Annotated in this window: 18 protein-coding genes; 11 read left to right on the plus strand and 7 right to left on the minus strand. The window is 46.5% G+C overall.

The window, feature by feature from the left end:
* Window positions 1-185: 185 nt before the first annotated feature.
* The 6 genes from hypF to hyaA all read right to left on the minus strand — a co-directional run bounded on the left by hypF (window position 186) and on the right by hyaA (window position 8,691).
* The gene (gene hypF, locus SO_RS09630; RefSeq protein ID WP_164925864.1) at window positions 186-2,612 is read right to left on the minus strand and encodes a carbamoyltransferase HypF; all 2,427 of its coding nucleotides are present in this window, start codon (window positions 2,610-2,612) and stop codon (window positions 186-188) included.
* Window positions 2,613-2,746: 134 nt separating this feature from the next.
* Entirely contained in the window at window positions 2,747-4,585 is a 1,839-nt protein-coding gene (locus SO_RS09635; RefSeq protein ID WP_011072159.1) for a Kae1-like domain-containing protein, read from the minus strand.
* Window positions 4,566-5,144 carry a HyaD/HybD family hydrogenase maturation endopeptidase gene (locus SO_RS09640; protein ID WP_011072160.1) on the minus strand — a complete coding sequence of 193 codons (579 nt, stop codon included), beginning with the start codon at window positions 5,142-5,144 and terminating at the stop codon, window positions 4,566-4,568. The genes SO_RS09635 and SO_RS09640 overlap by 20 nt, the downstream gene beginning before the upstream one ends.
* 7 nt (window positions 5,145-5,151) lie before the next feature.
* Window positions 5,152-5,826 carry a Ni/Fe-hydrogenase, b-type cytochrome subunit gene (cybH, locus tag SO_RS09645; RefSeq protein WP_011072161.1) on the minus strand — a complete coding sequence of 225 codons (675 nt, stop codon included), beginning with the start codon at window positions 5,824-5,826 and terminating at the stop codon, window positions 5,152-5,154.
* 21 nt (window positions 5,827-5,847) lie between these two features.
* The gene (hyaB, locus tag SO_RS09650) at window positions 5,848-7,551 is read right to left on the minus strand and encodes a nickel-dependent hydrogenase large subunit (protein ID WP_011072162.1); all 1,704 of its coding nucleotides are present in this window, start codon (window positions 7,549-7,551) and stop codon (window positions 5,848-5,850) included.
* A 3-nt stretch (window positions 7,552-7,554) separates the two neighbouring features.
* On the minus strand, window positions 7,555-8,691 hold the full coding sequence (gene hyaA / locus SO_RS09655; RefSeq protein WP_011072163.1) for a nickel-dependent hydrogenase small subunit: 1,137 nt from the start codon (window positions 8,689-8,691) through the stop codon (window positions 7,555-7,557).
* Between the two features lie 348 nt (window positions 8,692-9,039).
* Between hyaA and SO_RS09660 the strand changes: the two genes are divergently transcribed.
* From SO_RS09660 to mepK, 10 genes are all read left to right on the plus strand, one after another.
* Complete coding sequence (locus SO_RS09660; RefSeq protein ID WP_011072164.1) at window positions 9,040-9,507, plus strand: TlpA disulfide reductase family protein; 468 nt, start codon at window positions 9,040-9,042, stop codon at window positions 9,505-9,507.
* Window positions 9,508-9,510: 3 nt separating this feature from the next.
* Window positions 9,511-9,732 carry a DUF4266 domain-containing protein gene (locus SO_RS09665; protein WP_011072165.1) on the plus strand — a complete coding sequence of 74 codons (222 nt, stop codon included), beginning with the start codon at window positions 9,511-9,513 and terminating at the stop codon, window positions 9,730-9,732.
* Between the two features lie 75 nt (window positions 9,733-9,807).
* Window positions 9,808-11,151 carry a DUF3570 domain-containing protein gene (locus tag SO_RS09670; RefSeq protein ID WP_011072166.1) on the plus strand — a complete coding sequence of 448 codons (1,344 nt, stop codon included), beginning with the start codon at window positions 9,808-9,810 and terminating at the stop codon, window positions 11,149-11,151.
* Between the two features lie 191 nt (window positions 11,152-11,342).
* Window positions 11,343-12,245, plus strand: coding sequence for an FAD:protein FMN transferase (locus SO_RS09675; protein WP_011072167.1), 903 nt, complete (start codon window positions 11,343-11,345; stop codon window positions 12,243-12,245).
* Window positions 12,246-12,254: 9 nt separating this feature from the next.
* Complete coding sequence (locus SO_RS09680; RefSeq protein WP_011072168.1) at window positions 12,255-12,914, plus strand: response regulator transcription factor; 660 nt, start codon at window positions 12,255-12,257, stop codon at window positions 12,912-12,914.
* A gap of 115 nt (window positions 12,915-13,029) precedes the next feature.
* Window positions 13,030-14,424, plus strand: coding sequence for an ATP-binding protein (locus SO_RS09685; protein ID WP_011072169.1), 1,395 nt, complete (start codon window positions 13,030-13,032; stop codon window positions 14,422-14,424).
* Between the two features lie 411 nt (window positions 14,425-14,835).
* Window positions 14,836-16,470 (plus strand): glucan biosynthesis protein G, encoded by a 1,635-nt coding sequence (locus tag SO_RS09690; protein WP_011072170.1) that lies wholly within the window; start codon window positions 14,836-14,838, stop codon window positions 16,468-16,470.
* A 23-nt stretch (window positions 16,471-16,493) separates the two neighbouring features.
* Window positions 16,494-18,677 carry a glucans biosynthesis glucosyltransferase MdoH gene (gene mdoH, locus SO_RS09695; RefSeq protein WP_011072171.1) on the plus strand — a complete coding sequence of 728 codons (2,184 nt, stop codon included), beginning with the start codon at window positions 16,494-16,496 and terminating at the stop codon, window positions 18,675-18,677.
* A gap of 204 nt (window positions 18,678-18,881) precedes the next feature.
* Window positions 18,882-20,336, plus strand: a complete 1,455-nt coding sequence (locus tag SO_RS09700) for a L,D-transpeptidase family protein (RefSeq protein ID WP_011072172.1) — start codon at window positions 18,882-18,884, stop codon at window positions 20,334-20,336.
* A gap of 122 nt (window positions 20,337-20,458) precedes the next feature.
* On the plus strand, window positions 20,459-21,007 hold the full coding sequence (mepK, locus tag SO_RS09705; RefSeq protein WP_011072173.1) for a peptidoglycan L,D-endopeptidase MepK: 549 nt from the start codon (window positions 20,459-20,461) through the stop codon (window positions 21,005-21,007).
* Here mepK and SO_RS09710 read toward each other — a convergent pair.
* Entirely contained in the window at window positions 20,958-21,392 is a 435-nt protein-coding gene (locus SO_RS09710; RefSeq protein ID WP_011072174.1) for a hypothetical protein, read from the minus strand. The genes mepK and SO_RS09710 overlap by 50 nt on opposite strands.
* 311 nt (window positions 21,393-21,703) lie before the next feature.
* On the opposite strand from SO_RS09710, the gene rplY reads away from it, so the two are divergent.
* The gene (gene rplY, locus SO_RS09715) at window positions 21,704-21,991 is read left to right on the plus strand and encodes a 50S ribosomal protein L25 (protein WP_011072175.1); all 288 of its coding nucleotides are present in this window, start codon (window positions 21,704-21,706) and stop codon (window positions 21,989-21,991) included.
* Window positions 21,992-22,344: the final 353 nt, after the last annotated feature.

Below are 22,344 nucleotides of genomic sequence, written 5' to 3' on the forward strand. Positions count from 1 at the left end.
TCCGAACAATATGGTGATGCTATCGAATAGGATTAATTTGATTACGCTAATGTTAAGTGTGATACAAATCCTTAAAGGAATCTTTGATGTTCGTCAGGTTATTAGGTCGTTTTGACCCTAAGAGATAGGATTTTGGTTATTTGGTTAGAGCGTCATCCAAATACAAAGCTAATCTGACGTTTATGTTAGCTCAGCTCAGCATTTGCCTCTTGATGAATTCCATACCAAAGCTGGCCAAGAGCGATACCGCCATCGTTAACGGGGATATGTTTGTTGGGGAGCACGATGTTGCCTTGCAGATGAAGTTTACTGAGGCAATATTCGAGCAGATATTGGTTTTGAAATACTCCGCCACATAGCGCAATGGGCAGTGATGGATAGCGCGCGGCATAACTACAAATAGCATCCCCAAGACTATGCAAAAACGCGCGGGCGATAATGCTTTGCCTGTGGGAGGAAAGTGGCGCCTCAGTGATGTGCACGATAAGCTGTTTAAACAGTTGGCTACTACACCAAACTTGCACTTGTCGCGGGTCATCCTCTGATGAACAGAGCGGCAAATCGAGGATCAGTGACGGTAGATGTTGTTTATCGGCGCGTCTTGCTGCGGCTTCTATCAGCATACCCGCTTGGCCTTCAAATTGTGTGGTATCAATCAATCCTAAAGCGCAGGCGAGGGCATCAAATAATCGGCCAACCGATGAGCTTTTAATCGTATGGCCATTTTGCCAGATCCGATGCAAATTACTTAAAGTTATGGGTGTCAGGCTTTTTAGGATCGGCAAATCTAAGGCTTGTACCGCCGCTAAACTCATTTGTTCAAACAGCAGTGCCAGTAATAATCGCACAGGCTGTTTTATTGCTTGCTCACCGCCCAGTAGGGAGATGGCTTCAAAATGGGCTAAGCGCTCTGCTTTGTCTAACCTGGTCAATAACACTTCACCGCCCCAGAGACTGCCATCATCACCAAGGCCGGTACCGTCAAAACTAAAACCTAATACGGGCTCTTGATATTGATTGATGGCCATGACACTGAGTACATGCGCATGGTGATGTTGCACGCTTAAGGTTTGGATTGAACCAGAGGTTCCACTCTGTGTATCAGGGCTTTTCTGTTGCTGCGCCTCTGCCCAGCGCGATGGCGCATAGTCTGGGTGCTTATCGTGCACAATCAGCTCGGGACTGAAATGATACAGGCGGGCGAAGGTCGCTAAGGTGCGCTCGAAATACTGCTCGGCACTGACACTAAAAAGATCGCCAATATGTGGACTTAAAAACACATTTGCACCAAATCCGAAAGCGATAGCATTTTTTTGCTGTGCTCCCACGGCGAGGATTGAGCGTGTTAGTGGCGCAGTTAATGGAAAACTTAATGGCGCATAACCCCGCGCTAGACGCAGCACTTGCACCTGCGGCGTACTGCCATTTGGCTGTTGAATAAGTTGCACAACACTGTCATCACAGCCGTTGAGTATCGGTCTGTTATGATCGACGATGGCATCCACCACATGCCCAAGTTGGCTGATAAGCGCATCGCAATCGGTGATAATGGGCTCGCCCGACACATTGGCGCTGGTTGCCACTAGCGGGCCATTAAATTGGCTAAGCAGTAAGTGGTGCAGTGGCGTATAAGGTAAAAATACGCCCAGCTTGGGGATATTGGGTGCGATTTCGGGGTTAAGGTCATGCTCATCCAACGCTTGCATCAATACGATGGGCCGTTCCGGCGAGCTTAAGGTTTGCCACTCCGCCTCCGTGCCCGTAACGTACTGTTTTGCCATTTCAATACTCGGCATCATTACCGCCAGCGGCTTCGCCTTACGCTGTTTTCGCTGCCGTAGTTGACTCACTGCGTGGCTGTTTCTCGCGTCACACATCAAGTGGAATCCACCGAGCCCTTTTATGGCGAGGATGTGTCCTTGTGCAAGCATATTGGCCGCGGCGGACAATACCGCCATGCTGTTGTCTTGCGAGTTGAGTGAGGGCGTCAGTGCGATTAATTCACCCTTAGGCGTTTTTAAACTCAGCTGTGGGCCACATTTGGGGCAACTGACGGGCTGAGCGTGGTACCTTCGATTTAATGGATCTTGATAGGCCTTGGCGCAATCGGGGCACATAGCGAAATCCGCCATGGCGGTATGATGGCGATCATAGGGTAAGGCATTGATAATCGAGTATCTTGGGCCACAGTTGGTGCAATTAGTAAAGGCATAGCCAAAGTGGCGATCCTGTGGATTGTGCATATCGTCGAGGCAATCCTGACAGGTACTCTTGTCGGCCGACACGGCAACGAGTGCTGCTAAGCTCCGGTCTTTTGTACCATCACTTTGGCTATCGCTTTGAACAATCTCGAAGTGTGTCTCTGCTAATTTTATCGCTAGCTGTCCATGGCTAATATGGTCGATACGTGCCAGTGGTGGCGGGTTAGTTGCTAACTCTTGGATAAAAATATCCAGTCTTGCGCTCGGCCCTTGCAGTTCTATCATCACGCCCTTGGCATTATTGAGTACTGTGCCAGTGAGTTGCAGCTCGGTTGCCCAGCGGTAGACAAACGGCCGAAAGCCCACACCTTGTACTATGCCAGTGATATGCAGTTGGCGACGTTCAATCATATCCAGTTGGTTAGCGGATGAGGCTGCTTGTTTCAATTTCAGTCTTCTTTTAGGTTTGGCTGCAACATTAGAAGATAACAATCTATCCTCTAATGTTGCGATATCTCTGGAGCAAACACGAATGTTAACAGTATTTATCCAAGGGTATTTAATTGCCGCTGCTTAACATACAGCGCCCCAACAGCAAGGTTATCTCCCTCTAAGTCGAGACTACGATTGACCAGTAACGGAAAGTTTTTCCCTAAACGTAAACTCATGCGTTTACAGAGGGTTTCGTTGGCGAGCTCATTACCAGCTAAAGCAATTGTCTGTACACCAATATTTAAGTCTATGTGCTCAAGCCAATTGGCAAGGTAATCGGCGAGGGAGTCCTGCATGGCAAAAGCCAGTTGGCTTGGGTCGCTGTGGCCAGCCACTCTAAAGCTCAACAGTGTGCCAAGGGTTTTGCACCAATTAAGGCTTCGATGGGCTTCGCCTTTAGTTAGAGGGTAATCGATGCGCGGTGCATTAGCGCCCTGATAACGCATGGCTGCCGCCATGAGTGCATCGCTCAGATACGCTTGTGACTGGGTTTCTTCCTGAGGATTGAGGCCAATCAGCACGGCGGCAATTGCCCATAGGCTTTGAAGATTATCGCGTCTGCCGGTGAGTTTTAGGCTGAGCAGTTTCAAGTAGTCATCAGGGAACTGAGTTTTAAACTTCTGCGCAACCGCTTTTTGCGGGCTGCTGTCGAGTCGATGGAAAATCTCATATCCATTATCAGGCAGTTCAGGCAGGGCAAAAAACAGTGAGGTGTCGCCCTTATTATCACAGGTGACTATTTGACTCGGGTGATCATGGCTTAAGTAAATCACCGCCGCATTTTTGGCCTGTTTATGGCTGGTAAATTTACCATTTAACAGTGTGGCAAAGAGTGCTGCATCAGTAATGGTATGATCTTCATCATCCCCTTCGTAATTCGTTTCACTCTCTACAGAGGACAAAGCTTGTACGCTAAGTGTGCCTTGGTGCGAGCGTGTTTTTTTATGCGCTTGCCATTGTGCTTTAAAACCGAGAAAGTGAATTTCCTCCCTTAACGGCTCCGGCGCGTTGAAATGTTTGCAGATGTTATTAGCATTGTCTCCATCTTGTTGGGACAACTGGGCCCATGCGCCATCAACCCAAGTCAATTTGGGCCTATGGTGCTGACTTTGAAGATAAACCCAATCAAGGCCTTTTTGCCGCAAAATTTCGCTAAGGACCACAACCACGCGACTATAGCCAAAACAAATATCGTAGAGCGGCGCGGACAGTTTTTGGTGCTCATGGATGGGTCTTGCGCAAATAAGCGGTTTTTCAATGCTCGATAGTGCAACGACTTGATGATCCTTTAAGCAAAAATGCGCATTTAAGGTGTTAGGGTTACAGATCAGCAGTTGTGGTCTGCAGGCATCGCGAGCAAACGGCTCAAGGCTTAACTGAATACCTTCACAGCTTAACGCGAGTGAGCCTTGGCTCATTAACTGCGCAGCCATGGCTTTTAGATCGGTTAACGTGAGAGCTTTTTGCGCAGCGGTTAAGCGGGTTTCACCGTGACAACAGGAACAGGTTAAATCAATGGTGCCAAATTGCGCGGCTTGATTATCGCCAAACAGGGGATAACATTGCTGGCAAAAAGCGGCAACCGATTTATCCGTTTGCGGATCATGAGGTTCCAATAAGGTTCGCTGGCCTTGTGGCTCATCGATCACTTTAATGCCTGAGTCAACTAACCAGACAGACATTAAAAAGTCAGCGGCGATCGCATCGGCTAATTGCTCTAGCGGCGCTTGCTCACCCTGCGCCTCAATAAAATAGGTTTGTGGGCCAAAATCATTCGGGCTATCACAACCAATGTTAATATTCAGCGCATCATAATTTAGGTATTGATTACATAAATGCGCATACAAAGGCACCTGACGTGAGCAGGTAAAATCAAATCTGATGTTTTTCATCTTCTCTATTTTCACCAAGATTGACTCCACGTTTATAGGAGTCGGGGATCAGCGAATCAATACTATGCTCGGCAATGCGTGTTGCCGTGAACCCAAGGGCGGCTAAGTGGGATAACAGGGTACGCTCCATTAAAGGAACAGCAGATGCGACCTTAGATGTCAGACCCAGTGTCATAGGCTCTAGCACTGTTGGGGTCACACCTAACACAAAGGTTTTAGGTCTGTCGCCAACCATTTCCATCATGTTTAGGGTTTGCAGCATTTCGACTTCATGGGCGCTCCCTTGCCAGTCAATTTCCTGTGGGGCTTTATCAAAGTCGAAGAAATAGACTTCGCCAGCATCAACACCATTGGCATTGACGGTATCGACTACGATCAAATAATCGTATTGGCAAATAATTGGAATGAGTCCCTGAGCTAAGGTGCCGCCATCGAGCATCTCGAGCTGGTGGGACTCATGCGTAAACTGATAATTCTCAGTGATGTAATTGACAAAATGTACGCCGATGCCTTCATCGGCGTACAGGACATTGCCAATACCCAGTAGCAATATCTTCATTGGACTCCTAGTGGTGTGAGTCTGGTTTCGGGTAGTCGTAACCAGAGACAATTGAGTCAACTGAGTTATGTTTGAAGCGTATCCCTGACCAAACCGCCATGTAGACGTGGATAACCACAAAGATAACGAATGCCCAAGTGAGGTAGTGGTGCCAAATTCTCACCTGAGCCAGTCCACCCATTTGCGCCGTGATCCAAGCTGCACTGCTCCAAAGCATGCCACCTAAACCTTCATGGTAGACATTGGCATACAGTACGAGACCAGTAATACATATCACAAGCGCAACAAAGGAGATTGCTACATATGTCACAAATTGCAGTGGCCCGTAAACGCCAGCTTTATGTAAATGCCCCATCCAAATGTAAGATTTTAGTTGGGTAATCCAGCTCTTAATACTCATCACATCACGAAACGAGCGCCGTTCGATATTGCTACGACTGAAAAAATACAAGTAGAAGCGGGCCAAGGTGACTGCGGTTAAGATAAAACCGCAGATCAAATGGGCAAAACGGATCCAACCTTGTACTAATACATCCGTGCTTTCGGGCGCCACAAGAAACGGCCAAGCAATATAGAATCCGGTGATCACCAGCACTAAAATCGTCAGTGCTCGTAACCAGTGGAAAATCCGTATTGCGGGACTAAAAACCAGTGTCCGAATGCGGGTTTCAGAATGGTTCATGTTGCGTTCCCTCCCTCGTTGTTATTGACCATTGGGGCTGACACGGAACTCGCTCAATGCTTGACCTTTGAAATCCATCACGTGTACTGAACACGCCATGCAAGGGTCGAATGAGTGAATGATACGTATCACCTCAAGGGGTTTAGTGGGATCTTCTAGTTTCAAACCAATCAGTGAGGCTTCATAGGGACCGATCTTGCCGTTGGCATCCACAGGACCTGCGTTCCAGGTAGTCGGTACTACGGCTTGATAGTTCTCAATGACACCATTTTTGATTCGGATCCAGTGGCTTAGCATGCCGCGAGGCGCTTCCATCATGGCGTGACCCACATACTCTTTACTTGGATCGATATGGGGTTTCACATAGGTGGTTTCATCAGACTGAATGTTCGTTAACAAGGCATCGAAGGTTTTAAGGCCTTCCTGTGCCACGATAACGGTTTGTAGCATCCGCGCAGCGGTGCGGCCTAAGGTGGTGAAGAGTGCCTCCACGGGAAGACCTGTGCGCGCAAGCAGGGCATTGACAGCATCGACAACCACTTTATTACCACGGGCATAGCTGACCAACAAGCAAGACAGCGGGCCAACTTCTACGGGTTCACCTTGATAACGAGGTGATTTCACCCAAGAGTATTTACCATCACCATCTAAGGTCGGTAGTTTGCCGTAAACCGTATCCCGCTCAACAAAACCGGTATAGTTTGGAATGGTGGTGCCATCGTAGGGATGTTGTGGTGCATCAGCATTGTACCAAGCGTGGCTGACGTCCTCGGCGATGAGATCAGGGTTAATATCACTCACACCCGCTAAATCGCCATTCATAATCACGCCTTGGTCGAACAAATATTCGCCATTGGCAAGCACAAAATCGTTGGTTGCCATGAAGTTTTTAACATTCACGCCGCCTAGTACGCTAGGCTCAGTGCCAAAGGCTTCCGCAGCCATCACGATATCAGCCTGATAAGCACGCAGGATAAAGTCGGTTACGATCTCGTGTTTTTGTTTCCATTCTTGCAGACGAGCAGGACTTAACATATCGCGCACTGAGGTCACACCGCCCACCACTAAGGATTGTGGATGGGGGGATTTACCGCCGAAAATAGCGAGCATTTCTGCTGCAACCCTTTGTACTTCAAGGGCTTTAAGGTAGTGCGATAGGGCTATCAGGTTTTGTTCAGGGGTAAACTTATAGGTGCCATTACCCCAGTAAGCATTGGCGAAGGGGCCAAGTTTTCCGGTTTCGACAAAGCCTTTTACACGCTCTTGTACTGCTCTTAATTCACCTTCCCCAGCAGCGATGGGTTTATCGGTATATTTGAGGGCGATTTGGGCGGCTTTCGCAGGGTCGGCACTTAAGGCCGAAACCACATCAACCCAGTCTAAGCCGTGGAGATGATAGAAGTGCACTATATGGTCATGCATAAAGAGCGAGGTAAGCATGAGGGAGCGCAGATATTTTGCGTTTAAGGGAATTTGGATCCCTAACGCATTTTCCACCGCTTCGGTACCGCAGCGATAGTGCGAATAGGTACATACACCACAGATACGTTGCACAATCAGACCCACGTCCATGGGCGTACGGCCTTTCAGTATGACTTCAATACCACGCCATAACGTAGAGGATGACCATGCTTTGTTGATGACATTATTCTCATCGACTTCAACTTCGATACGTAAATGACCCTCGATACGGGTGATAGGGTCGATAACAACGCGCTTGCTCATGGGTTATTCCTCCAGCGGCTTGGCAAAAATACTGGCAACGGCGTGGGCGCCAATGCCAACGACTGTCGCGCCTAAAATCACCGCACCGACGGTGTCTGCGGTTGCATCCAATCCATGGAGCAGTTGACGGCCAAGGGGTTTTTCAAAGTCAGCCATATCGTCCCAGAAGTTAGGTTCAGAGCAGCCCATACAGCCGTGGCCCGCTAACACTGGCCAGCTGGTGTGGTGGTTGAAGCGTTCCGTTGGGCAGTTATTATAGGTGTAGGGACCTTTACAACCGACTTTATAGAGGCAGTAGCCTTCTTTCGCGCCGTGATCGCCAAATTCTTCAACGAACTCACCTGCATCAAAACGGCCACGACGTTCACAGTTATCATGTACCCGTGCGCCATAGGCCCATTTTGGACGGTTGAACATATCGAGTGCGGGCAATTTACCGAACATGATGAAATACATCAGGGTGCCGACGATGTTCTTTTCGCTCGGTGGGCAACCACCTAAGTTAATCACGGGTTTGCTGACCACTTCGTGCACGCCCTTAGCCCCCGTAGGGTTAGGGTACGCGGCTTGCACGCCACCAAATGCTGCACAAGTGCCAACAGAGATAATCGCAGCGGCGCCTTCAGCTGCATGTTTGACGATTTCTAGACCTGTGTGGCCTTTACAACCTACGGTTAAGAAACTGCCGTTATTGGCGGTTGGGATTGCTCCTTCAACGGCCAGTAAATAGCGCCCCTTGTAGGTTTCGAGTGCGTGCTCTAGGTTTTCCTCAGCTTGCCAACCGGCAGCAGCCATTAAGGTTTCGTGATATTCCAAAGAGATATGATCAAAGATCAGCGAATCTAAGTTGGGGGTATCGGCACGAACTAAGGATTCGGAGCAGCCAGTACATTCAGCCATATGTAACCAAATTAAGGGTACACGGTCGGCGAGTTCGGCCGCTTCAGCAACTAAGTTACTAAAGGGGAGTGGTAGGGCGAGCATCCCCGTCACCATGGCACTCCATTTCATAAAATCACGGCGTGAGATGCCGTGTTGCTGTAATTTTTCGAGTAATGTTTGCTGTTGACGGGGAGCGAATTGGCGCAGTGCATCTAAGCGCGCCTTTCCCTGTTCATAGAGGGCTGCATGTGTGTCCATGGGTCAACCTTTTGTTATGGGAATGTAAATTGTTAAGGGTTTACATAATTGACACTCGCAGTTTAGGCGCTAAGGGGGAGAAAATTATTGATGCATATCAAGAATTTCTAAGAGATGTGACGAAACTGATTTTGACATTTAATTAACATGACGTGGATCTGATTTCGGTTTTGCTAATGGGACAAAATGTCCCATTTTTAACATTTTTTCCGCTAGCGCTCGCTTTGCAATCAATTGATGTCATAAAGATTAATGCTAAATGCTGACTTTATTTATTCTTTTGGGGTTTAAGTAAACCTTAAGATTCAGTTAATAAATTCAAACTTAATTGTGATGTAAGGGTAACCTATGAAAAAACTCGTGTTGTTCCTCGGAATGTTTAGTGCAAGTGTGCTTGCAGCGCCTTCACTCGATCACTTTGTATTTGATACACAAAGTCAAACCGTATCCCTTAATGAATTTAAAGGCAAAGTCGTTTATGTCGATTTTTGGGCCTCTTGGTGTGGACCCTGCCGTAAGTCTTTTCCTTGGATGAATGCCATGCAGCAAAAGTATCGAGAGCAAGGGCTAGCGGTTGTAGCCATTAACCTTGATACCGACAAAGCCCTTGCCGATGAGTTTTTAAAGCAAGTGCCAGCCCACTTTACCGTGCGTTTTAATCCAGAAGGCGATGTGGCGCGAAGCTTCGATTTATTGGGGATGCCCAGCAGCTTTATTTTCAATCGCCAAGGCCAGTTAGTGAATCAACATGCTGGTTTTTTCCAAGACAATATTGCTGATTATGAACAAGAACTCGTGAATCTTTTGAAGGAGTGAGCTATGCGAAAAATCACATTAGTTGCTGTCTCGTTATTGATGCTAGGGGCGGGTGGTTGCTCAAGCTTAGGGGTTGAGCCGTGGGAAAAAGGCCAGTTTGCCCGAAGCGACATGGCGCTTGATAGCGAAAAGTTAGATCTGGCCTTGGACGATCATATTTACTTCAGTAAAGAAGGCAGCAGTGGTGGTCGAGCTTTTGCCGGTGGAGGTTGTGGTTGTAACTAACCCCAATTTAATAATCGCTAATACCTTAGGTTTTTCGTCTAAATAAGCTTCAGTGACATAAAGGTGTTGTCAGCCATGACAAATAATAACAAGTTAGACACAAATGCCCCGCAAATTGTGCAAATGAAACCGCAGACAAAACACATCGCCAGTGCGTTGGCGTTAGCCAGTTGCGGTTTGTTTGTATCTAATGGACACGCGACTGAATTAGCCAAAAATGTCGATGATTGGAAAGTCGATGCTGCGCTCATGTATTACGGTGAGCAGGATAGGGTGCAGGCGGTTGAGGCCATCGGTACGGCGCAAAAAGCCTTTGGTGATGATAGCGTACTTGATCTAAAACTGGTTGTTGATAGCTTAACGGGGGCTTCGGCCTCTGGCGCTGTCGCCCAAAGTAACAGTCAGACCTTTACCCGTCCTTCTGGTAATGGCCAATATACCGTAGCCGCGGGCGAGACGCCGCTCGATGATACTTTCCATGATACTCGAGTGCAGGCGAATGCGAACTGGTCGCAGGTACTGAATCCCGATTGGAAGGTCAATGGTGGTATTTATGGCTCTAAAGAATTCGACTATATGTCGATGGGAATGAATGCGGGGGTTGAGCGCGGCTTTAATAAGGACAACACGACACTGTTTTTAGGCACCGCGTATAGTTTTGATGTGGTTGACCCTGTGGGTGGCAGGCCTGTGCCCTTATCCACCATGGCGATCCGCGATAACTTTACCAGCGATGAAGCTTATCGCAGTGCGTTTGATGCCACTCGTCAAAACAGTAGTGATGATAAACAAACCATTGATTTGATGTTGGGCATTACTCAAATTCTCAATCAGCGCTGGTTATTGCAGGCCAATTACGGTTTATCCAGTGTGACAGGTTATTTAACCGATCCCTACAAAGTGTTAAGCGTCGTGGACACTAACGGCACGACGGAAAACATCGTCTATGAAAATCGCCCAGATTCACGCTTAAAACATAGCTTTTATATGATGACCAAAGGGGCGCTCGATTCGGGAGTGGTCGATTTTTCTTATCGCTATACGACCGATGATTGGGATTTAACCTCACACACCTTAGAAACCCATTATCGTTATTACTTCAGTGGCAGTTTTTATGGTCAGTTGCATCTTCGTTACTATCAACAAGCAGCAGTGAATTTCTATCAACCTTTCTTGATGGCGGAGTCGCCATTACCTGAGTTTGCCAGTGCCGATTATCGAATTGGTGACATGAGTGCCTATACCCTTGGCGTGAAGTTCGGCCATCGTTTAGCGGGCGGACACGAAATGTCCTACCGTTTGGAATACTATCAACAAGATCCTAAAAACAATGGCACCGAGATCCCTGGTCAGTTGCAAAACTATGATTTGTTCCCTACTCAAAAGGCGATCACTGCACAGTTTAGTTATTCTTTTTAAAGGTAAACTGTGTTAATTAGTACAAGTTAACGTTGCAAGTTAGCACGCTAGGAATTGGGCAACTGAGCTGCCCAATTCCTGTATCCTGTATCCTGTATCCTGTATCCTGTATCCTGTATCCTGTATGTAGGATTTGTATTTAAACCTGTCATTGGTGAAGCCACATTAAGCGCCAGCATAAGGAACGCGATATGTCATCATTTTCTCCAAGCACGCCATATCGACTCCTGCGCCGTGATTGGGGATTTTTGGGTGAATTTAGGGCTATGGCCAGCCCATGCGAGTTATTGATTGCCAGCCATGATGAGAGCACTGCTTACGATATGCTCGATATGGCGGCTCGTGAGGCCTATCGCATCGAGCAAAAATATAGCCGATTTATTGAGGGTAATTACCTATGGCAGTTGAACCATGCCCAAGGCAAATCTGTGGCTATTGATGAAGAAACTTGGCAGCTTTTATCCTTTGCAAAACAATGTTTTGTGTTAAGTAACGGGTTATTTGATATTTCGGCTTGCCCGTTGATGCAAGTGTGGCGTTTTACTCAGGACGCCATTCTGCCCGCAAAGGTTGATATCGACGCGGCGAGAGCTTTAGTGGGATTTGAGCGCCTTGAATTTAATTCTCGCGAGCTAAAAATCCCCGCTGGTATGCAACTCGATTTCGGTGGTATCGCAAAAGAATATGCGGTCGACAGTGTGGCCTATGAACTGGCTGAGTCCTATCCCAAGATTTCGGTCTTAGTGAATTTTGGCGGTGATATCGCCTGTCCTGTCGCACATTCTGTGCCATGGCAGGTGGGTATTGAAGATCCGAATCGTCTTGATCATGCCGCCAAAGTGCTTGCCATCACACAAGGTGCTTTAGCAACAAGTGGCGACACAAGACGCTTTATTGAGGTCGATGGTAGGCGTTATGGGCACATTGTCGACCCGCGAACCGGATATCCCGTGAGCCGCGCGCCACGGTCGGTGACCGTTCTTGGGCCAAACTGTGTAACCGCTGGAATGCTCGCCACCATGGCGATGTTGCAGGGTGAGCAGGCTGAAGCCTTTTTAACCGAGCAATCGGTTCAGTTTAGCATTTTTCGATAGGGCATCATCATGCGCATCATGTTAGTGGAAGATAATGAGTTACTGGCGCAAGGAATTTGCCTAAGCCTTGCTAAAATGGGCATGCAGGTGGATCACTTAAGTAGTTATCATCAGGCGTTGGTGGGGATAAAAAATGAAACTTTTAGCGCCATTGTGCTCGATTTAGGTCTTCCCGACGGAAATGGTAAAGACCTCCTCAAAGCATGGCGCTCGCAGGGTGTGTCTATTCCCACCATAGTGCTGACCGCGAATACCGATTTTGATACCAAATTGGAGTGCCTCGATGTTGGCGCCGATGATTATTTAGGCAAACCCTTCGATGTGCGTGAATTAGCCGCGCGTATTAGAGCAATCGTGCGCCGTCAATTCGGTCTTGACCATAACAGCTTAAATATTGGCGCATTAAGTATCGATCTCAACACTCGAGAAGTGACTTTTCGTGATCAAAATGTGTCCCTCTCGCGACGGGAGTTTCAGCTATTACTGGAACTTGCTCAGTCCGCAGGCCGAGTGTTAACCCGTAATCAGTTAGAGCAACTCACCTATGGCTGGGATGAGGTGGGTAGTAATTCAATCGAAGTCCATATTCATCATTTACGTAAGAAATTAGCCAATGAGTTGATTAAGACGGTTCGCGGGATTGGTTATACTCTCACGGAAGTGAATTAGCCGTCATTATGGCAATTTGAGTAAGGATTTAAGTGACAAACCCGACGTTTATCGGTATTTAGTAACAGCCTTTTAGGGCATGTTTACACTCACCATTAACAACGGGGATAACAGGGTGAATCGACTCAAGGTGCTGGATGTGTATTCTTTACGTTTGTTATTAACCTTGCTAATGCTCTCTGGTATTTCATTATCTGTAGGGATTTCAAGCTGGTTAAGCACCCGAGATGCTAAGCACCAAATTGAAGAATTGTTTGATGCTCAAATGCTGCAAACAGCCAAAATGCTAGAGTTGTTTTACCATGATGAAGCGGATTTTAAGCATCCCCAATCACAGCCTCAAGTTCTCCATGTCCCTGATAGCCAAGTCAGTAGTTTTGCTGAAAAGTCTGACGCACTTAAGCTTGCCTATGAACATAAATTGGCGTTTCAGATCTGGAGTGAGGCTGGGCAAGCGCTGGTATTTTCTGACAATATTGGGCGTGAGCCTCTCACCAAATTTGAACAGGGCTACAGTAAAAGAGTCTTTGAAGGTGAGTTGTGGCATGTGTTTAGCTTTTTGTCTGCCAAGTATAAAGTGTGGATTATCACGGCCCAGCAAGATGAAGTTCGTCAAGAGTTGGTGTCACAAATCATGCATAATGCGGTAATCGTGCCACTAATAGTGGTACCGTTAACCCTGCTTATCGTCAGCTTACTGTTTTATATTTTGTTTCGTCCGCTAAAAACCTTTGAACGCGAATTAATGGCGCGCTCGCCTAACGATCTCACTCCGTTAGCCATGTCGTTACCTAAGGAGTTAGTGCCAGTAAGGTTGGCGCTCAATCAGTATATCAGCAGTATTGCACGTTTTATTGCCAGAGAGCGCCGCTTCAGCGCCGATGCCGCCCATGAGCTAAAAACGCCTTTATCTGTGATTAAGTTACATCAACAGGGTTTAGAGGGATTAGTCGGAGACGATCCTGCGCAGCATATCCACCTCGCGGCGATTGATGCAGGTGTTAAGCATATGAGTCATACCGTTGAGCAATTACTCCTGCTTGCCCGTGTCGATTCTATTGCTGAATTGAATGTGCAATCCTATGCCTTGTTACCTATGGTTGAGGATGCGCTCAATCAACTCATGCCTCTGATCACTGAATATGAATGGAATATCGATGTGGATGCGGGATTAATCCTTAAATGTGACCGATTTTATTGGTTGGTGGTGTTGAAAAATATTATTGAAAATGCCTGTAAATATAGCCCAATAGAAACCGAGATCAGCATCAGTGCAGTCCAAGTAGCTGCAGGGGTTGAGATAAAAATTGCTGACCGTGGTCAAGGGATGACAAGCGAACAAATCGCCAATGCAACCGAACGTTTTTATCGAGTGAATGAAAATGAAGGGATAGGTGCGGGATTAGGACTCTCTATTTGTCATCATATTATTGGTTTACACCAGGGCCAATTGACAATTGCCTCCCGTGAGCAAGCAGGCTTAGCCGTCACGTTGTTTTTGCCACAATAGCGTCGCATAAGCAGGTAAGTTAAGTGTTTTATGCAATCAATTTTTTGCATTATCAGGCTCGCATATTGGCGGCTGTCACCTAAGATTATTGGCGATAGCCAGGCTGCAGAACTCACTCAACTTGTGTTCAATCTGCGAACTTGGCAGCACTTTATTAGCGTTTGTTACTTTTAAAGATCAATATGGTATGTTAAATCAAATTTGATATTCGTAATTGATATAAGTATATTGCTAAATAGTATCGAGCAAAGGGAGTTAACTGCATCTTTATTTATGAGTTTTTAACTCCTTCTGATATCTTTCGCGATATGTAACAGCATGTGTTTTTTTTCGTTCAGACAGCGGTAAAAAAATTTCACTGTACATATAAAAAACATTGATTTCTTAGATTATTTTTAGGTTACCTATTCTATGGTTAGCTTGTTGCGTTGCCAATCGTTTAAACCTTCTTCAATCATTTGCTCACTTGCTCTTAGCGCGGCATTTGCGCTGTCGGGCACTGCGTTTGCTGATGAGTCAAAGCCTGCTGAGAACAAACCTGCTACTCCTGTGGTCAGTCCGCCAAAGGCAACGGCTCCGTCTGCAAATAAAACTCAAGTGAGATTCACCAAAACAGGCACCTTTGATGGTGACTCAGTGGTGAAATTGGCGCGTAAACTGGCTTCTAAACCCTACGTGGTTTTAAAGGACCCTATGCCAGCGGGTCTTGCTAAGCTAACCTATGATGAATACCGCGATATCCGTTTTAACCCTGTTTCGTCCATTTGGCGCGATCAAGGTTTGCCATTTCAAATGCAAATGTTTCACCGTGGGTTTTACTTCCAAGATTTAATTGAAATTGCCATTGTGGAAGCAAACCAAGCGACCCACTTAGCTTATGAACCTAAGTATTTCACCGCAGGTGAGGTTATCACCCAAGCATTGCCAAATGATGACATTGGCTATTCAGGATTTCGTATTCATAACCAGTTAAATACCAATGGCGTTTTTGACGAGTTGATGGTGTTCCAAGGGGCGAGTTATTTCCGCGCTTTAGGTAAAGGTAACGCCTATGGTTTGTCTGCCCGTGGTTTGGCATTAAAAACCGCTGATCCTGAAGGTGAAGAATTTCCGATTTTCCGTGCTTTTTGGGTAGAACGTCCATCCTACGACAGTAACCTGATTGTGGTGCATGCATTGCTCGATAGCCCAAGTGTAGCGGGTGCATATCGTTTCTCTGTACGCCCTGGTGATAACACTCAAATCGACGTTGAAGCGACGCTATTTCCCCGTGTAGAACTGAGTAAAGTTGGTTTGGCGCCAAGTACGAGTATGTTCCTGCATTCACTTAATGGCCGCCACGATACCGATGATTTTAGGCCTGAAGTCCATGATTCTGATGGTTTATTAATGTTCAATGGCCGTGGTGAACACCTATGGCGTCCGCTGGCAAACCCACGTCAATTGCAGGTGAGTGCGTTTTCTGACAACTCTCCGCAGGGTTTTGGTCTTATCCAGCGTGAACGCAACTATGCCTCTTACCAAGATCTTGAAGCGCAGTATGAGCGTCGTCCAAGTTTATGGATTGAACCTGTGGGCAATTGGGGACAAGGTGCTGTTGTTCTGACAGAAATTCCAACAGAATCAGAAATTCATGATAATATTGTGAGCTTCTGGAAGCCGCGTCAGCCTATTCCTGCCGGTAGCGAATACCACTTTGCTTACCGCATGAGCTGGGGCGACGAACCAGTAGCGAAAACCAATTCTGTCGTGGTGAGTCGCACCGCAAGTGGTCGTGCAGACATTGCGAAAGCGACCCCAAGACGTTTGTTTGTTGTTGATTATCATCTGAATGGCACTATGCCAGATGAATTACCTCTGGCGAAGGTTGAATCTTCCGGTGGGGTGATTTCAAATGTGGTGATCGCACGTAATGCGGCAAACAATGGTTATCGCCTCGCGTTTGAGTTAGAGCCGGAAGATAAAGACCTTATCGAATTACGTGCTGAACTCAAGTTCTCTACACCGCGTCAGGTTGAAACCTGGCTCTATCGCTGGACGCTTTAAGGTCCATGACGGAGCAACATAATATGACTGTATCCGAGAGTTCGGTACTTGATACTGAAGTGCTCGTGGGTGGTAGTGCCATGCCTAATGAAAGGCCTGGCCCTATGGAGCCCCAAAGTTTAAGCCAAATGCCAGAAGGATTCCCAAGGCGCAGCACTGTGGCAAACGGTGTTCGTTCACGGGCCTCCCGGCGGTTTTTTGTGGTCGGTGGCGCTTTGTTGCTATCATCCTTTGCTATCTATGAGATGGGCGCTGTATTCAGTATTGGTGGTATTACCCCACTCGAATATCTGATGTTGGCGTTGTTTGCGATTAACTTCTGCTGGATTGCACTCGCGTTTTGTAGTGGGATAGCTGGTTTTTTACTTCTGCTGAAAAAGCCTAAGCCAAACGAGCTTGCGCAAACGGAGTTGCATACTCGCACCGCAATTTTAATGCCGACCTATAATGAATCCCCCGACAGGGTGTTTTCGGCGGTTTCAGTTATGGCTGAGGCATTATCGCAAACGGGCCATGGACATGCGTTTGATTGGTTTATCTTAAGCGATACTACAGATCCCGAAATCGCTCTGTTAGAAGAGCAGGCATTTTTGGTTCTTCGCCAAGAAACCCATAAACATTCGCGTGTTTATTATCGTCGCCGTCGTAAAAACGTCGCACGAAAAGCAGGGAACGTGGCTGACTTTTGCCGACGTTGGGGCTCGCGTTATGATCACCTATTAGTACTCGATGCCGACAGTTTGATGGAGTCATCAACCATCACTGGCTTAGCGCAGCGGATGCAAGCCGATCCTGATGCTGGACTGATTCAAACTATTCCATCACTCATCAATGGCACTACCTTAATGGCACGTTTGCAGCAGTTTGCAGCGCGTATTTATGGGCCAGTGATTGGGACTGGACTGGGTTGGTGGGTACAAAAAGAAGGTAACTTCTGGGGGCATAATGCCATTATCCGCACCGAAGCCTTTATGGGCGCGGCAGGATTGCCCAACCTTAAGGGGAAACCACCTTTTGGTGGGCACATTCTAAGCCATGACTTTGTCGAAGCAGCCCTTATCCGCCGTGCGGGTTGGAGTGTGGTCATTGCATACGACTTACCCGGCTCTTATGAGGAATGCCCTCCATCGATTGTCGACTTAGCTGTTCGCGATCGCCGTTGGTGTCAGGGTAACTTACAGCATTCACGCATTCTGCCCACCAAAGGGTTGCATTGGGTGAGCCGTTTGCACTTAATGACCGGGATTATGGCGTATTTGTCTTCGCCATTTTGGTTGTTATTGATTTTAACGGGTTTAATGCTCGCCCTGCAGGCACACTTTATCCGCCCTGAGTACTTTACTGATCAATTCTCGTTATTCCCGACTTGGCCAATCATGGACTCCGATAGGGCATTAAGATTGTTCTATATCACCATGGTGGTGCTGTTTGGTCCGAAGATCTTTGGGGTGTTATTGCTATTAAAAGATGGCAAATTTGCCCGCAGTGTGGGGGGACGCATTAAAGCCATGTTCAGTGTGCTGTTTGAGGTGATCCTTTCTGCGCTGATTGCGCCAATCATGATGTTTATCCACTGTGGTGCGGTGATGTCTATCCTGATGGGGCGTGACAGTGGTTGGTCACCGCAGCGCCGTGATGATGGCAGTATGCCTTGGTTAACCCTGATTTATCGGCATCGCTGGCATATGCTTGCTGGCGTGATGTTAGGTTATGCGGCGATTTTGGATTCATTAACCTTACTTGCGTGGATGAGTCCTGCGTTGATTGGTTTGTGGTTAGCAGTGCCCATTTCGGCTTGGACAGGTTCAATTAAGATTGGTGAATTTTTCAAGCGTATCGGGATCCTCGCCACACCAGAAGAACGCAATCCTGCGCCTATTTGTATTCGGGCACAAGAAGCGCGTGCAGCTTACCAGTCGCATATTGAGCAGCCTTGGACATTAGCGCAATTGCTGAAGGACCCTGCGTTGATGGAGCTGCATTTAGCGATGGTTGATAAACAGCCACTACGGGCTGCAGGTACACCGATTGAACCAGTTGAAGCCATTGTGCATGTTAAAGTGCACGAGGCACAGTGTCAGCAAAGCGCTTTGGCTCTCTTTAATCGTCAAGAAATGGCGCTGGTGTTAGCTAATCCACTTATGTTGCGGAGTTTGCAAAAACTACCTGAGCAGTTTGTGCCAGAAGATCTTGTCTCCTTCTGCTAATCGCTTTCTAAATATGCTAAATAGTTAAAATGCCATTGATAATCATCAGTGGCATTTTTTTTGGCAGATAATCGTCTGCAATTCGTTAGTCGCTTCAGCTATAGTAATCCTAATACAGACGTAAGTTGCTGTTGTAACAGGGGGACGTTTATGGTGCCTGTAACTCGATTAACACTATCCTACACCTTAGGACCTTGCCGGAAAATGTCGCAAAGACTGTGGTGGTTAACAGCATTACTGATGGCATTTACATTGGTTTCTATCGAACTGCAAGCGGTGGAGCCAACTGAGCGACCTAATCTTTCTTCTGAACCAGACATTTCGATTGAAGAACTCCTCGCTCACACATTGTTGCTTGATCTTGCCGACGTTAGCCCCGTATTTAGCACTAATTATCTAAAACTCAGGCAATGGCAACAGAGGCGCTTAAATCCCGATGAGCAAGCCGAACTTATAAAAATGCGCCAACAACTTGTGCGCTATTGGCATTACCTCGATCAACAAGCGGAATGTGTTGAACCTTGTATTAGTAAGATATTTACTCAGCAATCTAGCTATTACCATGCCGTGAGCTTGACGCTGTATCAACTGATGCAGTTAGAAGATTTGACTTCATGGGAGTTGTTAACACTAGAGGAGAAACTCAGTCCAGGGCAGCAAAGCCCATTGATCTCGCCCATCGCTCGGCGGCTATTGATATTGGGATTTCTGCCAAATGAACTCCGCATGGAACCATCGGTAGGGGTAGAGGCGAATAATGGGATGCTTTATGGCGATGAGCTAGTCACTGCCATTAAGCTATTCCAGCAGCAACACGGCTTACTTGCCGATGGTGTGATAGGTAAGCAAACCCTTTTCTGGCTTAACCAATCCCCGCGAGCCAGAGCTAAGTTGCTGGCGAGAAATGTGCTTAGACAGTCGATTTTTACAGCTCAGTTACCCGCACGTTATCTACTCGTCAATATTCCAGCATTTGAGCTCAAACTAATTGAAGATGGGCAGGTGGCTTTACGCTCTAAGGTTATTGTCGGTAAAGCATCGCGTCCAACGCCCTTGTTAGCAAGCCAAATTTCCAGTGTTGTAATGAACCCTGAGTGGAGAGTGCCACGCACGATTATCAAACGTGATATTTTGCCGCATATTCGCCAAGATGGACATTATCTCACGGAACGTGAATTTGATGTTTATGCTTATGACGGTCAACAAGCCGAGCACTCTGCAGATGAATGGCAAGCACTAGCCTCATCACATTTTCCTTATCAGTTGGTGCAACGGCCTGGTCCCAAAAATGCTTTAGGCCGCTATAAATTTCATTTCGACAATAGTTTTAGTGTGTATTTGCACGGAACTTCTGAGCCAAGTCTCTTTAAAAGAACTAACAGAGCGTTATCATCGGGCTGTATTCGGGTAGAGAAGGTTGAGGAATTAGCCCTTTGGTTTAAGACCCATTTAGTCAAAGATCAACGCCTTTGGGATAAATTGCATACTGATACCACTCAATCGCAATGGTTTGCTTTGTCCGATAAATTGCCTGTATTTGTGGTTTATTGGACTGTGTGGCTCGATGATGCGGGGCAAGTGCAATATCGCAATGATATTTATCAGCAAGAGAGTGAGCTGAGTCATGCGGTTTCTGCAACGATTTTTAACACTCTCTAATTGATTGAACTATTACAGTATTTTGCAATCCAATATTTTGCTTGTCGATGAAGACTTGATCTGGATAGCAATTCAATATAGTTTGCGTTCTTAGTGTCCAAAAAAGAACAAATGGTGATGATGTGACCTTACTTTGTCCTGCCCGTAGGCAGTTGTTATTGGGCCTCGGTGGTGTGGCATTGTGTTCCTTAATTCCTTCTAAAGCGATAGCTAGCCGTTCTACCAAAGGTGTGCGTGAACTCAGCCTTTTCAATCGCCATACAGGTGAATATAACAACGGTAGCTATTGGGTTGACGGCCATTACCAGAGTGAAGTGTTGGCCGATTTTAGCCATTTGCTGCGGGATCACCGCCAAAATGTTGCTGCCCCCATGGATAAACGTTTATTCGATTTGCTCTACACCCTTAAGTCAACGTTAAATACCGATAAAGAGATCCATGTGATTTCTGGTTATCGTTCCCCAAAAACCAATGCGATGTTGGCAGGCAAGAGCGGTGGGGTTGCCAAAAAAAGTTATCATATGCAAGGCATGGCAATGGATATCGCTATTCCTGGGGTGAATCTAAAGACTATCAGAGATGCGGCTTTATCACTGAAATTGGGTGGGGTAGGCTACTATCCTAAGTCTGGCTTTGTGCACGTTGACTGCGGTCCAGTGCGGCACTGGTAGTTTGTTCGGTATGTAATGTGAGCTGCTGATAAAATTGCAGCTCTAGTGTTTGAATATCCTGTAAATAATGTTTTAGCAGTGGCAAAAAAACTTGCCCGAGCTTATTCATCTCACGGTGTTGTTGCCAATCGCTAATCTGCTGATTTAAACCTTGTGAAAACTTAAATTGTCTTAGTCTTTGAGTCTCAACTGCCGATGACTCAAAAATCTGCATTAACATGAGTAAACTGCGGTTTTTTTGTTGGGTACAAGCAAGCAGTTCCAACAATTTTAACTCTATCGTAGTTTGTTGGTAGGGGACGGTTTCAATAAGAGAGACCAGTTCACGGGCTAATTGGCAGGAGAGTCGATTTTCTTGTTGCAATAAATACAGCTCGTGACGCATGTTTTACAAGACTGAAGTGACAAAATTTGCCCGAGCTTAACAGGCATTGAACGGTTTAAGTGTGATCAAGATCACGTGTTTTTTGATTCAGATCAAAGGCGTTTCGGCTATGTAACAGTGCGAAAACAAGTTCTCCAATTTAATAAATACTCTTGTTTATTGATAACGATAACCCGCTTGTTCCTTATCTATTCAGGGTCGTGTCGTTCTTGTGCCTACTGGGTAACTGTGTTAGTATGCGCGCGCTTTATATGAGTCACCATTGGTCGAAAATGGTGACATTTTTTACTCTAAATTTAAGTGAGAAACACATGTCTTACACTATCACAGCACAAACCCGCACTGAAATAGGGAAAGGTTCGAGCCGCCGCCTACGTCATGCAGGTAAAGTTCCTGCAGTTATTTACGGCGCAGGCAAAGAGCCAGTTTCTATTGTTTTTGATCACAAAGACATCATCAACGCTCAAGCAAACGACGATTTCTACACTTCAGTAGTAACTATCGTTTTAGATGGCAAAGAAGTAGGCGTTCGTGCACAAGCTATGCAACGTCACGCGTTCAAGCCAATCATCGAACACGTTGACTTCGTTTACGCTTAATTGTCGTAATTGAAGAAAAAAGCGCCTATATGGCGCTTTTTTTGTGGCTGTTTTTTTCACTAAATAGGGATAGCGACCCGTCCTAAATAGCATTGACACTTTTCAATCTATATTTGGAGAGTCTCGGGTGTATTGATATTTTATTGTTGTTTTTACAGCCAAATTCAACCTCAAGAGCCTACAGCAAACTTTTATATTGGCTTTACTGCATAAGAATCGTTAGTCGTTTAACGACACTTTACTCTTCGTTACTCGAACTGCCAAAGCAAACCAAATCTAAACGCGAAACCTCAACACCCGCATGACTTCAACAAGGGTGACTTCTACAAGTAAACGATGACCTATTCTCCAAT

This window comes from Shewanella oneidensis MR-1 (genome assembly GCF_000146165.2).
Classification (GTDB): Bacteria; Pseudomonadota; Gammaproteobacteria; order Enterobacterales; family Shewanellaceae; genus Shewanella; species Shewanella oneidensis.